Here is a 17191-nt window from a genome sequence, read left to right on the forward strand (position 1 = left end):
CGAGTCGTGGCTAATGACTCTTTTATTTTTTCACTATGAAAAGCACTTTTTCTTTGATTTCTGATTGCGGAATTACTACTGTTTTTCCTCCGTTTATATTTGCTTTTTTTGTAATTTTTCCTGTTGCTGCGTTTATGGCGTAAACTTCGAAAGTTCCTTTTGTATTCGACAAATCAATTGAAATTTCCTGATCGTTTTTTAAATAGAAAAGGTAGCTTTTTCCTTTATTTTCCAGTTTCCAAAGATTATCTGAAAACGTGTTTCCTTCTACTAATTTCATTTCGCTTAAAGCTGCATAAAACTCAGGCAATTCAATTTTTGGAATATTTGGCATTGACGCTCCCGCCATTAAAGCCGGCCATCCAAATCTTGGTGAACCATCTGTTGAGTATAAAATTACTTTTTCAGGATATTTTTCTCTGTATTCACGAACGGCTCTATAAACCTGATTGTCTGTTTCTTTTCCGGTTTTTAATTTTCTCGCGTGTTGTCTTGGCGCTAGATTTTTTCCGCCTTCTGGTGCATAAGCCGATCCGTCTTCTTTGTAATACCAATAACGAATGTCAATTGCGTCTACTGTTTTGGCTCTTTTGGCATCATTTAAAATAGCATCCTGAACATCTTTTGTGGCACTTAAACCTATGATTGCTTTTTTATTCGTTTCGTCTTTCCATTTTTGAACTTCGTCCAGCCAGAATTCCATAAAGTGTAGTGGACCAGTATATTCGGCACTTGTTAACTGAATTATGTTGCTGTTTTCCTTAAAATTCTCCAAAGATTTTCTGATGAATCCTTCATGCAATTTTCTTCTTGCAGGATTATTAACATCGTAAAACTGTTCTGCCATGAAAATACGCTTGTCTCCTGCATACGGCGGAGGTTCCGGAAAACCTGTGCTGTTTATATTGTTTGCGGAACGCCAAGGCGAACTTGACCAATGTGCTCCAGCTTCTATAATATTATGCTGAAAATATTGCTGATTGACTAATACTTGTCCTTTTATTTCGGCTACGTTAGCAAAAAGTGCCAAACGATCCCAATACCAATCGTTGAATTTTGTTAAATCGTATTTACTTAATTGATCCCAAGCCAAATCCTGACCGCTTCTGGCAAATGGCTGTTCGTAAAACGGAGGCCAGACATCGGCATCAAAACGGCGAACGCGTTCGTGATCGTCCATTCTTCTCTCATACCATAAACCATAATTATGTTCTAAAGCGACCATATTATTGGTACTCAAATAATCTGAAACTTCATTGATATTATCTGTGAATCCGGTTCCAGTTCTTCCCGGAACGAATCTGGTAACATCCGGAACTGATTTAGAAATATCGCTGTCTCTAAGGCTTCCGCGCCACCACGGTACGCTTAATCTGTTTCCGGCAATTACTTTATTATCATAAGTAAGCCAGCCGTTTTTTGTGATTACTTTTTTATCTGAAATTGTATTTTGTGCCGAATTTATTTTTAAATCATTTGCGTTTTTAAGACCTGAAATATTGGTATCAATTGGATTTGCTTTTGAAACTTCTGCAATCCATTCGACCAAACTTTCTTTTGGAGCAGCTGAATTTTTAGTTAATTCTTGCGCGACTTCCATTGTTGGACTTGAAGAAGGTTCTGAACCTAAATCGTAGATATATGGGTTTACTGGAAGTTTTTCTAATCTGTTTTCTAATTGTGCGTAAAACAAACTTCTCGGAGAAATGTGGTTATTTACGTCTTTCCAATGTCCGTCACCGGCCATGATGCCGCCCCAAGTTCCGAAAGCCCAGTTTTGTGCTGTTGGCGGACTATAACATTCAATTTTAGATGCTGATGTTTCCCAGATAACACTATTTGCAGCCGTCCATCCTGCTCCTCTTCCGTTCTGTTCTCTGTTGTTGTAGCTTAAAGCGTGACCGTCTACATAAGAAATTTCAAATAATATTCCTGTAGCCCAGCTTCCGATCGCACCGCTGTTATTAAAAGGTAAAAATGATTCGCATTGAATAAACACATTTGGCCCCGTTGTTCCGAAACCACCTACCGCAAAATCGTGGTAACCATGTTCAGAGTAACAACGCTGAAATAAAGTCTGCTGCCCTTCTGTGTAAAAAGTGTGGCGTCTAAAACCTGCAATTTCAGAAACTGGTTCTGTTGCAATACAATCTTCAACTGTAATTTGCTGTGCTGATTTTAATACCGAAACGGCACCGCCTGCAAAATGCTTGAAACTAACTTGTTTTACCCACGCATTTTTTGTGTTTTCGATGCTGATTCCTAACCATCTATGTTCTTCGTCTTTTGGTTTTGACGTATCATAAGCTGATTTCAATAAAATATTTTCAATTCCGATTTGCTCGATTCTTCCCGGCCAAGTATACGCTGTAATTTTTGCAGTTCCGTAAACATCATCTAAAGTCATCGTTAATGGAGCGTTTAATGTAACTTCATTGCCATTGATTTTCACAACGACTCTGTTCCAAGTAATATCCCAATCGTTTTTTTTCCAGCCAACCCAGCCTGTTTCTGCACCAAAATCATCCATTTTTAACTCTTTAATCCAATTATCGGTTAAAGGTTTTGTGATGATGATTTCGTCAGATACTTTTAGTTTTGAAGCGTTTTTTAACTGAATTGCTTTTGTACCAAGTGGTGTATAGGTTGTGTTGAATTCGAAAGTTTCGTCCAATTTTTTATCATCAACGCCTAAAATTCTAATTATGGCTTCTCTGTTTAATCCGGTTCCTAAAAGAATAGTTCCGTTTTCATTGTTGCCGCTTCCGCGTAAGATAACTCCGGTTTTTTTGATGAATAAAGTTCCGTTGATTTTAAAAGTTCCTTTATCTAAAAGTATTGCACCTCGAAAACCAGATTTGTTTGGTTTCAAATTACTTACATAATCAATCGCTGCCTGAATTCTTTGAGTGGCATCTTCTTCTTGCTTCGGAACAAAAATTTTATTCTCCACGTTCGGAATTGCTTTTTCAGAGGCCATATATCCTGCATAAGAAAAATCAGGAATTTGGTTTCCTTTATTATCTGCTGTAAAAGAAAGTTTTCCTTCTTTGGTTTTGATAATGTCTGGAAAATTGTTTTGGGCTGTAATGTTTCCGCTAATAAACATAGTAATACACATTAAAGAAAATGTGTTTTTGAAAGAAGAAACTATATTTTTTAATTGATCGAAATTCACTTTTTTTCTTAATTTAAATTTCAGAGTTTAGATTCTTAAAATTAATCTTTTAAGGAACAATAAATTTATAAAATCCTATTTTCTCCAATCTTGTCATTTCGACGAAGGAGAAATCTTCGTTGCTAAATCGACAAAGATTGATATACTTTGAGGAGTTTCTTGCGAAGATTTGCTTCACCAGTTCGCTATCGCTCGAGTCTCCTTATGTCGAAATGACAAAACTAGATTGATGTATTATGTTAAGAGACCTAACAGATTTTAAAAACCTGTTAGGTCTTGATATTTTATTGCAATAATGCCTTTAATTTCGCCAATGTATCCATGTTATTTTCGGTTTTTGTCCAGTCTATTTTACTGCTTGGATCGATTCCGTTAAAATATTTCTCGATATTGGTGTATCCGTCACCGTTTGCATCTTTATTAGCATCTGAAGCATCATTTGGGTTTAAGCCGTTTTTCTTTTCCCAATTATCCGGAATTCCGTCATTATCAGAATCTTTATAAGCTTTTCCTTTATAAGTTGGATATCCGCCAACTTGGTCAGGATGTGTTATAATTCCTTTTTTATAAGAGTCTGCTGGTAATCTTCTTTTAATAAAATCTTTTCCAATGGCATTTTCTAAACCGTCTTTAACTTCAATTTTTCCTGTGCGGACTTGCTTGATAATTCTTTCGTCAACAGCATCTCTTTTCGGAATTGTTGCTCCAACATTATTCAAAACAAATTCATAAGCTTCTTCTGCTTTCATAATCGTAATATGAGGCATTGTAAAAGCTTTTGGCTGTTTGATAAATTCTAAATATGATTTTACTTCTGCTTCCGGAAGATCTTCTAGCTGCACGCCGCCATTCCAGTTATCGGCTGTAACTTCAGGAGAACCAACAATAAAATTCCCGGAAACATAAGCTCTTCCGTATGTTTTTGGCTTCATATATCCTGATTCCGGTTTTAGAATTCTATAACGAATTGGCTGATCTGCCGGTGTAATTGGTCCTGGTTTAAAATAATTATTGATGATGTTAAACATCGAACGATAATCTCCTCCGTCAAGAGAACGATTCCACCAATTGAAAATCACATTGTTTACAAAATTAAAATCGCCATACATTCCAATAGAAGCATTTCTTGAAATATTATCGGCCCATAAATTACGCATAAAAGTACTATTTAACCCGCCGATTGTACTCCCGAAAGCGTGATTATAAGTATCTAAACCTTCTGAGGAAATGGTATTTTGAATGGTAATATTACAAGCTGGCAGTTTTTCTAATTTTGATTTATCATTAGCCTGAAACTGATGTCTGTATAATGAAATATTTTCGTCTAATCCCCAGCTTACAGAGCAGTGGTCTACGATTATATTTCCAATTGGATTTCCGCCAAGAGCGTCATCTCTTCTTGTAACTTCTGTTGCACCACGTCTGAAACGCATGTGTCTGATAATTACGTCGTGTGTATCGATTTCCAGCGTTTCTCCTGCAATGCAAATTCCGTCGCCCGGAGCAGTTTGTCCTGCGATTGTAACGTACGGCGCACGCATGCTGATTCTTTTTTTCAATTGAATTATTCCAGAAACATTAAATACGATTGTTCTGGCTCCAACGGCTTCGCAGGCTTCACGAAAAGTTCCTTTTCCGCTGTCTTCTAAGCTGGTTACAACAAATATTTTTCCACCGCGGCCGCCTTGTGTAAATGCACCTCCGCCTTCGGCTCCCGGAAAAGCAGGAATATCTGCCTGAACAAAATCTTTAGGGTAAGAGGCCCAAGGTAAATAAGGTTTTCCTTGTTTTGCTTCTGCCTGAATGGTACTGTAGTTATTTGTCCAAATTTCGGCTAACCTTTTTTCTTCATCAGCCAAAATTGCATCGGCTTTGTCTTGAAGCGGTTTCGGAATTTCGGGATATTGTGCATATGCTGAAGTAAAAAAAGAACAAAATGAAAAAATCATCATGGTTCTTTTTAATGTGGTTATTGGGAAGATAGTCTGCATTTGTTTAGTTCTTAGTACTTAGTGATTGGTTCTTAGTAATTAGCTTTTTGTGATTAGTACTTAATTCTTAGTATTTAGTAATAAATTGTTTTTTCAGTCATTAAAAAACTAATCACTCTTCACTAATTACTAAGGGCTAATAAGTTCTTATTGACCTGCTTTGGTTTTCTCTCTTTCTTCAATACGTTTGTGCCAGTCAGCACTTTCCTTGTTGAGATCGTAACCTTGTTTTGATAAATAGTTATTGATTCTTCCTTTGTATTTACCAAACCATCCGTGTTTTTCTTTAGATGAGCCACCGTCCATCGCATGTTCTCTGGCTTCTACTAAAGCTTTGTAGATATAGTCTTTTTGCTCTGCAGTTAAATTTGGCAGCATATCGTTATAACCTGCAACTGTGATTGGAAGTACACCATAGGTCATTCCATCCTTAACTTCAGTAATTTTTTCCTCTGACAATTCTTTGCCTAATTTTTTTAGGTAAGATTTATGTAGTTTTTCAATTGATTCGTCTGCTTTTGATTTCAGTTTATCAATCTTTTCGTTTTGCTTTTCTTTTCCTAAACTTGTATCCTCTTTTAACTTTTTGATTTCAGTGTCTCTTCCGTCCTGAATTTCACTTAAATCCCTGAATTGCTGCGCTACAATATTTGAAACTGATGTTTCTTTTTTAGCATCTTTTAAGTCTAATTTTGCAACGATTTTTGCTGCTCTTTCATTGGTAACTTTGATATATTCAGGGTCTAAATGCTGCTGTGCATTTAATGCTGAAAATGCAAAAACCAATGATAAAAAACTAATATTAAATTTTCTTAATGCCATCTTTCGTGATATTTTAATATTTAAAAACATTCTCATTTCATTGCGAAACAAGAATGTTTTCAAAATGTTCCTTATTTTAAATCTAATAAAGGTCTAACTAATGTTTCTTTATTATTAGCTAAATCTTTCCAGTCTACTTTTATTGCAGGATTTACACCGTTAATGTAATCTTCAATATTAGTATACCCGTCTCCGTTTAAATCTCCTTTTGCATCAGATGCATCATTTGGATTTAAACCGTATTTTTTCTCCCATGCATCCGGCATACCGTCTTTGTCTGTATCTACATAAGGTTTTCCTTTGTATTCCGGATATCCTCCAACTTGAGAAATATCAGTAATAATTCCTTTTTTATAAGAATCCATTGGTAAACGTCTGTGTTCGAATTGATAGAACTCTTTTTTCTCTAATCCTTTTGCATATTCAGGAACTCCTGTTTTTACTGTTCTTACGATTCTCTCATCAACCTTATCTCTAATTGGTAAAGTTGCTCCAACATTTTTCAATACATATTCATAAGCTTCATCCGCTTTCATAAATGGACGGAACCAAGGCATTGGATAAGGTTTGTCGGCTTTCATTTTATCGAAAAACACTTTAGCCTCATCAAATGTCATTAATTCTCCTTTTTTATTTTCAACCTGCACACCACCATCCCAGTTGTCTTTTGATACTTTATCGTTGCCAGCAACAATGTTTCCGCTTACATAAGCTCTACCAAAAACCTGATAAGGCAATTTGCTTCTTCCAGATTCCGGTTTTAATATTCTATAGCTAATTGGCTGAGTCAAATCCGTTACCGGTCCTGGCTTATAATAGTTATTCATAATGTTGTAGATAGCCGTATAATCGCCACCATCTGTAGATCTGTTGTACCAATTAAAAACCACATTGTTTGCAAAATTGAAAATACCATTCCATCCTATTGAAGGATTTCTTCCTCCATTGTTAGCCCACATATTTCTGATAAATGCACAATTTTCTCCACCTAAAGTACTTCCGAAAGCGTGATTATAAGTATCTAAAGCTTCTCCGAATAAACTATTTTGGATTGTAATATTTACAGTCCCTACTTTTTGGTCTGCATAACCAGCTCCAGGGCTGTAAATGTGTCTGTACATAGACATGTTTTCATCTAATCCCCAAGTTGCAGAAACGTGGTCGATCATAATATTTCCAACAGGATTTCCTCCAATAGCATCATCACGACGACCTACGAAAGTTTCTCCTCTACGAAAACGCATGTGTCTGATTACAACATCATGTGTATTGATCCAAACAGATTCTCCTGCTACGCAAATACCATCTCCTGGAGCAGTTTGTCCTGCAATAGTAATATAAGGTGCACGGATAATCAAGGGACTTTTGATTCTGATAATTCCGGAAACATTGAAAACAATAATTCTGGCTCCACCTTTTTCGCACGCTTCTCTTAAAGTTCCAGGTCCGCTGTCTTCTAAACTTGTAACCGTATAAACGTTTCCGCCACGACCACCAAAAGTGTACATTCCTCCACCTTCAGCACCAGGGAAAGAAGGGATTTCTGCCTGAGGTAAATCGTTTGGTCTTGATGCCCACGGAATATAAGGTTTGCCATGTTTGGCTTCTTCCTCAATAATTACAAGGGCTTTTTCCCAAGCTTCATCTGAACGTTTTTCAGCTTCATCCATAATAACTTTGGATTGCGCCTGAACTTCGGGAGTAATTTTAGGATATTGGGCAAAACACTTTGCACTTCCCAAAAAAAACAGAGTTGCGATAAATAATGCGGAGTTTTTCATGTTAATTCTTTCTTTTGGTAATTCTTTTTAAACAAATCACCTGCATCTAAGTAGAATACAGGTGAAGATTTGTCATGTTTAATTTTGTTTTTTATTATTAGATATGCTTAATGATTTAGGGTAATTCATTGTGATATCTATTCTTGATAGTTGTAATCTCCATCACCACCAGAAGCATCTTTCCAACCAATTGTTTGTTTTAACCATGGGTTTTGAGATAAAACAGTATTCTGTAATCCCATTATGTAATAGTTTGGGTTAAATTTAATTTTAACCGCTGCATTATTAACATTATCCATTGGGGTTGGTGGAGCAACAAATATGAAATTATCAGTATAGAATGTTGCTAAAGCTGTTAACTGTGTTTGGAAATTAGCTGAATCCGGATCTGCTGAAATACTTGCACGAGCCGCTGCTAAAGGATCTGCATTTGTTGCTGTATTTTTATATTGCAAATAGTTTCCAGTACGCTGTGTTCCGTTAATTGGTGTTAAACCTAATTTAGTTACCGTTCCTCCAGTAGTACCAGGAAGTCCTGCGTTATCATAAAGCATCCATCGTTGTACGTCCCAATAGCGTTTTCCTTCGTATGCCAGCTCAACTCTACGCTCATATAATACTGCTTCAATCGCAGCATATTTATCACTTAATGTTCCTATTCCGTAATTATTTGCCGAAGAAATACCTACACGGTTTCTAATTCTTCCTAAATAAGCTACTGCATTTCCTGTTTGACCTAGAGCTGCATAACTTTCTGCAATGTTTAATAATAATTCTGCATAACGATATTCTAATATATCATTTCCTGAATATTGAAAACTACTAGCATTTGTTGCAGTTACATCTGTCATTTTTCTTACTAAGGCTGGACTTGTTTCATTATTTGAATCACTATAGTAAGGTTTATTTGAGCCATCTAACCAACGGTAAGCCCAAACAACTGGTTTTGCACTTTCTTTATAATCCCATTTAACACCTGAAAAAGCAAATGTTCTGTAAAATCTTGGGTCACGTTTGATAAAGAATAGAAATGAATTATAACCATTTGCAGTTGTTGGTCTTGCACCATTGTCCATTGGAAATAAATCAATCATTTCTTTAGGAGCTTCCAGTGCACCTGTTCCTCCCTGGCTAATTAAACGAATTCCTTTTTCCCAAGAGTTATTCACTCCAAGATTGGTATTGTTTGTTGATAAAAGCTGTGTTGTAATCGCTTCAGAACAAAATGCATTGTTACCAAGGGCAAACATATTCTGCCAGTCTTTTGCTGAATTTCCATACAATCCGTATCCAGCTCCTGATAATTCTGTTTCTGCTGCTAAACCTGCTTGCAATGCTGCATTCCAACGCTCCGTAGATGTGTCCCAGTTTTTATTAAATAATGGACTGGCATAGGTTAACAAAACTCTCGATTTTACTGCTAATGCAGCTCCTTTCGTAACACGACCATATTCTGTTGTCCAGTTTCTTGGCAATAAACTTGCCGCCATATCTAAATCTTTTACAATCTGCTCTACTACCTGAGTTACTGTAGCTCTTGGTAATTTTATGGATTGATCATCTGTACTTGGAGTCTGAATTTCTGTAACGATAGGAACTCCACCGTAAACACGCATTAAATCAAAATACTGAACAGCACGCAAATAATACATTTGTCCTTTTGCCTGATCACGAAATGTTTTGTCTAAGGTCGCTCCTTTAACATCGATGTCTGTTATAAAAGCATTACAGTCTCTAATTCTGTTGTAAGGATAGTTATTGATCTTATCTTCAAGCTTACCTCCATAATATGCAGATCCATCTGCAGCATTTGTATAAGTAATTGTTGGGTTAATAAGAGGCTGAATTCCTCCTATTTCCTCTGTCATTTTTGAATATACATCTGTATAAGATCCAACGAGGATTTGTCCTGGAGATTTAAAAGCAGAATAATAATCAAAATAAACGTTATTGATATACGCTGTAGCTCGTTCCTGACTTTCGTAAAACGAATCGTCAACACTTCCATAATTTTTCTTTTCTTCCAAAAAACTATCGCTGCAAGAAGTACTAAGCACTGTAAGAAATGCTATAGTTATATATTTATTAATTTTTAGTTTCATCTTCTTATTGAATTAAATTTAGAATGTAATGTTTAAAGTAACAGCCCATGTTCTAAGTGTTGGATAATTCTCAGAAGAACTATCGTACATATTGCGGTAATGATCTGGGTAAGGATTATATAAATCCCAAAGGTTATTACCCGTTACACCAACTGACCATTTTGAAATTTTAATTTTTTCCAAAAGCTCTTTTGGCATATCAAATCCTAAAGTTAAGTTTCTTACTGTACAACGGAAAGTATCTAGCTGCCAGAAATCTGATGGCACTGCAATATAATCCTGATTTGCCAAGTTAGGATATCTACCATCTACATTATCATCTGAGTACATATCATTCCAGAAAGTTTCGCGTCCCCACATATTGTGAGATGATGAAGTTCCTTGTTTTACAACATCAATCGCGCGGTACCCCCCCCAAGAAGTTCCAATTTGTGTCTTGAAGAAAAATGACTTATATCTTGCTCCTAAATTAGTAGTAAAGCCGTATGTTCTGTTTCTGTTAACTAATTTCACATAATCTTCGTTCTTAGTAATCTGACCATTAGGACCTGCCTGAGTACCATCTGTACTATTAAACTGCCCTGCTGCATCTTCATAAGCAAGCATTCCTTTTCTCATATTTGAAACATTAGAAATACCCATATAGTTTGGACTAACACCTGCAGCGGTAGCACGTTCTGTTAAATATGACCAGTAATTTGCAACATCATCATCTGTACGCAAAATACCGTCTCCTGATGAAGTACCTTTCCAGGTTCTGAATCCCCATTGTGGAAAAAACAGAGAACGACCTGCTTCTGTTAAATTGTTTGATGGATGCATTAAAGCTGGTTCTGGGTATTTTTTAACTTCGTTATCCGAAAGACCAAAGTTTACATTAACATTATAGCTAAAATCTTTATTGATATTATCTTTCCATGTTACACTAACTTCTGTTCCCCAAGAGTCTACTGCTGCATAATTTTCTTCAGCAAAACCACCACCTACAGAGATTGGCACACCAACTGCCCCAGCCATACCTGTAAGCATTTCTTTAGATTTATCATAATAAAAATCAGTTGTTATAGACAATCTGTTTTTTAGTAAAGTTAAATCAAAACCTAAATTGTTTTTAATTGTTGTATCCCAGCCTACATTTCTATTTGGCTCTACTCTTGGTGTTATACCACCTCCTAAAACTCCTCCGTTAGACCCAAATTGGAATCCTTTATCTGCAATTACATCATAAAGTTTCATCCATCTCCAAGCATTGATATTATCATTACCTGTTTTACCAATCGAGTAACGTATTTTAAAGAAATCTATGAAAGATACATTATCAGTAAACCAATTTTCTTTAGATACGATCCATCCTGCCTGAACAGAAGGAAAGAATCCCCAATAGTTTTCTGGTGCAAATTTTGTAGATGCATCACTTCTAAAAAGAAACTGAAGCATATATCTTGATTTATAACTGTAATTAACACGTCCTAAATAAGATAAAGTTCCCTGCTCTCCTTTTAATGCCGTTGAGTTTGTACTTAAAGTACCAGCAGTTTGGTAAGATCCTCCATAGTCTTTACCTGTATTTTCAAACGCTAAACGTGTACTTTTAAATTCTGATTCTGAACGTTCTACAGAAAACATCGCTCCAACTTCATGGTTATCAAATGTTCTGTTGTAATCTGCAAAGAAGTTGGCCTGAATTGATTTAGAGAAATTACTATCATAATAAACTCTTGAATTACGAGCATTAGTTTCGATTACATAGTAATTATCAACTCCATTATTTTGAGTAGTTGGAAGTGCTGAACTTGCTAAGTGGCTGTCCAGTTTCTCATATCCTATAATTCTGGCTAAATCATATGGCAGCTGAACTTGTTCTGTACTTACAGAAGTCTGGCTTCTTGAGTATGTTCCTTTAAGTGATAATCCTTTTATAAATGGCACTTTATAATTTAACGACATGTTTACATTATACGAGAAATCGTTTGTTGTTTGTTTTGAACCATTATTTATCCCAGCAAAATAATTCCATCCAGCAATTGTATTATTTGCGTTGGCAGATCCTAAAGTACGATCGGTACGTGGAAACGGCGACATATAATATTCTTGTCCATTTACAGTAGTTTCCCATGGAATATATTTTGGCATATGTAGCAAAAATCCGTAATCAGCCTGTTCACCACCTGCAGCAGAACCATAACTGCTATCATTAATATTAGCAGAAGCTTTTGTAAAAGATTTTTCAATATCTCCAGAATTTCCAGAAACGGCTGCAGAGAAATCTAAAGAGTTATTGATTTTAGCCGTCATACCAGTACGGAAGTTCCATTTGTTATAATCTTGTCTTCCTAAGTTTGCTCCTTGTGTAAAGTAGTTAATACCAGCGAAATAAGTCGCTTTTTCAGTTCCTCCGCTTACACTTAAAGTATGTTTTTGCTGTATAGCAGGTTTCCATGCTTCTTTAAGCCAGTCATAGTTCAAATCTTTCATTTCTTCTAATTCTGCATCATTGAAAAGATATTGTCCATTAGGACCAATATTGTTTGATCCTCTAAAAAACCTATTAGAAAAAACACCATAATCATAAGCAGACATTGTTTTACTATGGCTTACAGCATCATTTACTGCAAACTGACTAAAATATGAAAATGTTGGTACACCGCTTTTTCCTCTTTTAGTTTTAATTACAATTGCTCCCTGAGATGCACGAGAACCATAGATCGCAGCCGAAGCATCCTTTAAGACAGTCATACTTTCTATCTCTGACGGATCCAATCTATTAAATGCATCTAAAGACGGTCTACCATTAACAGGATCAACCTGAATCATGTCGTCAATAATAATCAAAGGTGTTTTTGAACTTCCATCTTTTGAGAAACCATAAGTTTGACGAATTTCTAATGAAGATGCATCACCCGGGCGACCTCCTCCATCAATTACACTCAAACCAGGAACCTGACCTCTCAAGGCTTCAGATAAGTTTGAAACTGGAAGTTCCTGAATATCTGATGCGTTTATTGTTGCAATAGCTCCGGTTAGTTTCTCTTTTTTCTGAGAACCATATCCTACTACAACAATGTTTTGTAATTCATTCGAATCTTCTGTTAGTTTAACATTTACAGTTGTACGTGTTCCAATCGGCACTTCTTGTTTTCTCATTCCGATAAAAGAAAAAACTAAAGTTGCATTTGGCTTAACCTTAATTTGAAATTGACCATTAAAATCTGTCGTAACAGTATTCTTTGTAGATTTTTCTGTTACGTTTACCCCTGGAAGCAGACCAGATACATGATCAGTCACAGTTCCTGTTACTGTTACTTGATTTGAGTTTTGAGCATAACTCATCACACTCATCAGTGTAAACAAAAGAAAACTACATCTCTTTAAAAGTGCTTGTTTCATAAATGTTTTTGTTTTTTGGTTAGGTTTTATTTAGTGTTAGTTAGTCATGTTAAATGTGTTTCACTTAAAGATATTAAAATTTAAAAAAAGTTTAATACACTTTAATTAAATGTTAAAAACACATTTATTTTATATACCAAAAATATAACGATGACGAATTAGAACCGTCCTGTTCTATCCTGCTTTACTGGTATTATCTAAAAAAAACTAACTCAAAAAAACAATATTAATAAAAAAAAGAAGGAAAAAATAGACAAAACAGAAAAAACAAGCAATAAGTTTACATATAATCAAATAGAACAACTGCTTTTAAAACAAATACAGAAGAATTAGCATTAAAAACAAAAAATAGCTGTTTTTTCTGCAAAATAGGTTACTGAAACCCTGTATTTTAATGCGTTAAGTTTAGTACTATTAAACCAAAAAATGGCTCTTCTCTAAAAAGAAGAGCCATTTTTTAAAGTAGAAATCTTACAACATGAAAACGTTTTCGCTTTACAAAACATTCCTTAATTTTTTGCCAAAAAAATATTTTTTTTAAACGTAAAATCTGACCAATAAAAAATAGAAATTCTTTTTTTGATACAAAATCTAATCTTATAATTATTTATTAGGATTCCATCCATTTAAAACCCAATCTCTATTGTATTTCTTAATATCAGCTTTTTTTAATTGATACGACCAGGATACTCTTTGTGACAAATCTTTTGCACTTGAGCCTTTACTTCCAAATTCTGCGTAATAGGCTGTTTTATCTTTATCAGGAAATCTGGTATCAATCCATGCGTTCCAGCCTTCCGGTATAATATGTGAACCGATATCAGTATTTATAAAAACAGTTTGTGCATAGGGTCTCCAGGGTCTTCCTAAAAATACTTTATCGACTGATTTGTCTTTAGCCGTAAGTTTACAATCTATAAAAACAAATCCATATGCTTGACCTTGTGGAGTTGAAGCTGCTGTAATATAGGAATTCGCTAAACTTTCAATTGTACATTTATAAAAATAAGCTGTCGCTGCACCAAAAATAAAATCGGTTGTACCGTTGATAAAACAGCTTTCAAAATAAGTTCGGGTATTTTCTTCTGATAAAAATAACGTATCCTGATTTCCTGAGATATTACAGTTCTTTACAATAACCCGATCACTTTTTATATGCAGTGCAACTGCCTGCCCTACTCTTCCTGCTGTATTTTCAACAGTAAGATTTTCGAGTGTGCAGTCATTCCCTTTAATTAAAAAAGAATATGATGTAGATGTTCCAAAAAACTTTTTTCCAGATGGATCAATTTCTCTCAGCGGTTTTCCCGAATAATCATCAAATGAAATTATGGTTTTATTTCTGTCTGATCCTTTTAAGGTAATGAATGTTTTAGAAGCCTGAATCTCTAATTTTTCTACGTATTTCCCTGGCTTTATTGTTATTACAACTCGTTTTTCTGAATTGTCTTTAACATTGTTTATCGCTTCCTGAATGGTTTTGAAATCTCCTGAACCGTCTTGGGCAACGGTTAATGCCAGTTTATTGTCGAGAGTTTGTGCTGATATTGAAAGTGTGGTTATTAAAAATAAAGCTAGAATGTATTTCATATCTTTTGAGTTATTTATTCTTCTTGTATTTGTCATCCGACTATAGGGAGAAATCTTCGTAAGTAGCTCGACAAAGATTGGCGATTCACTTTGAGGAGTTACTTACGAAGATTTCTCCTTTGTCGAAATGACAAGCTGTGGGGTTAAAATCAGTTTTTAATCCGCGTCTTTACGAAGTAAATCCGTTTCATCAGCTTACAAAATTTAATGCGACATCCAAACCGTCATTTCAACTTTTTCTTTATTTCCCCATGCAAAATACGGAATCAATTTTACAGGTACTACAGTTCCATCTTTAGAAGAAATAGATTTGTATAAAGTTTTACCCCATGAATTATTAGGATTTATTACGGCTTCTGCATCAATGCTGACTAAGTTTCTATTATTTAATATAAAATTGTTAGTTTTAAATTTCGAATTCACATTTAAAGCCACATCATTTACACTTGTTTTCGCAGGAAGCTGATCTGATTCTAAGCAATAAACTAAAGGTCCTCTTTTTACAGCAACCTGATTTTTAACTTCTTCAACCAACGGATTCGCTTCCATCAACTCAACTGGCATTGGGAGATTCAATTCAATCATATCTCCTTTTTTCCATTTTTGATTTAGTTTTAGATAAGTTCCAGAAACGATTTTATCACTAATATTTACATTATTCACCGAAACTTCAGCATTCTGACTCCAGCCTGGGATTCTTAAAAAGAAATTCTGTAAATCTTTTGGTGCTTTTATAATTTTCAACGTTATTTTTCCGTCCCAAGGATAATTGGTCTGCTGTTCAATTTCAATTTCTTCTCCATTTAAAGATTTTGTTCTCAACTGATTGCTTCCATATAAATTCACATACAAACCTTCTTTTGAAAGATTATAAGCATAATTTCCAACTTCGGCAACTGTTCTGGTTACGTTTGGCGCACAGCAGTTTGACAGAGCAATGTAGCCTTCACGCTCATTTCCCCATCTTTGGTGAAATGGCAGATCATTAGAAACATTCAGTGGATTATTGTATAGGAATTTTTCTCCTTCCAAATCCATTCCCGAAAGCACACTATTGTAAAGTGCTAACTCCACAACATCAGCATATTTGGCATCGCCTGTAATTTGAAGCATTCTCCAATTCCATAGAACATTTCCAATATTGGCACAAGTTTCGGTATGCGCCGTTGCGTTTGGCAATTGAAAAGGGCGCCCATACGCTTGGTGTATTTTTTGAACAACTGTCGGATCATAAGAAGTTCCGTCTGGTGAAACGCCATCGTACAAAGAACCACAGCCTCCTGTAATGTACATTTTACGATACGTTACATCATCCCAAATAGATTCTAAATTGTCTAATAATTTCTTTTCTCCAGTTTCGGCATATAAATCGGCAACTCCGGCATATAGGTAGTTCGCTCTTACGGCATGACCCATTGCAGTTTTCTGTTGTCTAAACGGAATTCTATCCTGATTGTCATCGGTTCCGTCATTTGTAGTTCCGCGAATGTCAATTAGATTATTAGCTAATTCTAAGTATTTCGGATTTTTAGTCGTTCGGTACATTTCAACAATTCCCATATAATGTGACGGACAAATGGCATTTCGAGCCAATTCTGGTGACGCTTTTTTGTAGAAATCATACAAGAAATCGGCAACGCCTTTTGCGATATTCAGGAAATTTGTTTTTCCTGTCGCACGATAATGAATACAGGCCGCAGTCATTAAATGTCCCATATTGTATTTCTCAAAACCTAATTGTTTTTTTACTTCTTCCGGACCTAAAGTTCCCCAGCGTTCGTCAATTAAAACTGGCGTATGAATATATCCGTCTTTGCGCTGTACTTTTGCAAAAAGCGCAATGGCTTTATCCATTTCGGCATCTAGTTTTTTATCTTTTGTAACAGCATAAGTGGCAGCCATTCCTTCAAAAATCTTATAGAAATCACCATCATGAAACGAAGGCCCTTTAAAAGCACCTTTGCTTAAACCCGCTGCTATTTCGAAGTTTTTATAAGCATGCGAAATCGAATCGTTATGATACAAATCCCACATATACGGCAGCGTATTTTTGGTTTCTACATCAAATTGTTCTTTCCAGAAACCGTTTGTCCATTTTACATCTTGCAAACCTACACTTTGCAGTTTCGAATACGGACTTTCTGAATTAGCAACCAAACCTTTGTTTTGTGCAAAGATTACAGTTGAAAGAAATAAAGAGGATATAATGATGTTCTTTTTCATTTTGAATATTTTTTAATCTAAAATCTGCTTGATCTGCAAAATCTGCGGGAGGTAAATTTTTCACGCAGATTTTGCAGATTGAGCAGATTTATTTTTGATTTACTATTTCTAAATTAA

The 17191-nt window shown here is 35.3% G+C and carries 8 protein-coding genes; all 8 read right to left on the reverse strand.

The features are described 5' to 3' along the window. Window positions 1-22: 22 nt before the first annotated feature. Complete coding sequence (locus ASD98_RS00855; RefSeq protein ID WP_242412051.1) at window positions 23-3109, reverse strand: DUF6298 domain-containing protein; 3087 nt, start codon at window positions 3107-3109, stop codon at window positions 23-25. Window positions 3110-3462: 353 nt separating this feature from the next. Continuing rightward, a complete protein-coding gene (locus tag ASD98_RS00860) occupies window positions 3463-5169 on the reverse strand; it encodes a hypothetical protein (protein ID WP_056198774.1) in 1707 nt (568 codons plus the stop codon). Window positions 5170-5316: 147 nt separating this feature from the next. Then, the gene (locus ASD98_RS00865) at window positions 5317-5991 is read right to left on the reverse strand and encodes a DUF3826 domain-containing protein (protein ID WP_056199607.1); all 675 of its coding nucleotides are present in this window, start codon (window positions 5989-5991) and stop codon (window positions 5317-5319) included. 71 nt (window positions 5992-6062) lie between these two features. Further along, window positions 6063-7772: a hypothetical protein gene (locus tag ASD98_RS00870; protein ID WP_056198777.1), complete on the reverse strand. Its 1710-nt coding sequence runs from the start codon at window positions 7770-7772 to the stop codon at window positions 6063-6065. Window positions 7773-7909: 137 nt separating this feature from the next. Continuing rightward, on the reverse strand, window positions 7910-9874 hold the full coding sequence (locus tag ASD98_RS00875; RefSeq protein WP_056198779.1) for a RagB/SusD family nutrient uptake outer membrane protein: 1965 nt from the start codon (window positions 9872-9874) through the stop codon (window positions 7910-7912). Between the two features lie 18 nt (window positions 9875-9892). Beyond that, a complete protein-coding gene (locus ASD98_RS00880; protein ID WP_056198782.1) occupies window positions 9893-13261 on the reverse strand; it encodes a SusC/RagA family TonB-linked outer membrane protein in 3369 nt (1122 codons plus the stop codon). Between the two features lie 603 nt (window positions 13262-13864). Then, entirely contained in the window at window positions 13865-14851 is a 987-nt protein-coding gene (locus ASD98_RS00885; RefSeq protein ID WP_056199610.1) for a pectinesterase family protein, read from the reverse strand. A 204-nt stretch (window positions 14852-15055) separates the two neighbouring features. Then, the gene (locus ASD98_RS00890; protein ID WP_056198783.1) at window positions 15056-17074 is read right to left on the reverse strand and encodes a glycoside hydrolase family 127 protein; all 2019 of its coding nucleotides are present in this window, start codon (window positions 17072-17074) and stop codon (window positions 15056-15058) included. Window positions 17075-17191: the final 117 nt, after the last annotated feature.

This window comes from Flavobacterium sp. Root186, assembly GCF_001428525.1.
GTDB lineage: Bacteria > Bacteroidota > Bacteroidia > Flavobacteriales > Flavobacteriaceae > Flavobacterium.

Bases quoted from the DNA above. Each gene is read 5' to 3' on its own strand.
- ASD98_RS00855 (WP_242412051.1), bottom strand. From the start codon at position 3,109: ATGTTTATTAGCGGAAACATTACAGCCCAAAACAATTTTCCAGACATT.
- ASD98_RS00860 (WP_056198774.1), bottom strand. From the start codon at position 5,169: ATGCAGACTATCTTCCCAATAACCACATTAAAAAGAACCATGATGATT.
- ASD98_RS00865 (WP_056199607.1), bottom strand. From the start codon at position 5,991: ATGGCATTAAGAAAATTTAATATTAGTTTTTTATCATTGGTTTTTGCA.
- ASD98_RS00870 (WP_056198777.1), bottom strand. From the start codon at position 7,772: ATGAAAAACTCCGCATTATTTATCGCAACTCTGTTTTTTTTGGGAAGT.
- ASD98_RS00875 (WP_056198779.1), bottom strand. From the start codon at position 9,874: ATGAAACTAAAAATTAATAAATATATAACTATAGCATTTCTTACAGTG.
- ASD98_RS00880 (WP_056198782.1), bottom strand. From the start codon at position 13,261: ATGAAACAAGCACTTTTAAAGAGATGTAGTTTTCTTTTGTTTACACTG.
- ASD98_RS00885 (WP_056199610.1), bottom strand. From the start codon at position 14,851: ATGAAATACATTCTAGCTTTATTTTTAATAACCACACTTTCAATATCA.
- ASD98_RS00890 (WP_056198783.1), bottom strand. From the start codon at position 17,074: ATGAAAAAGAACATCATTATATCCTCTTTATTTCTTTCAACTGTAATC.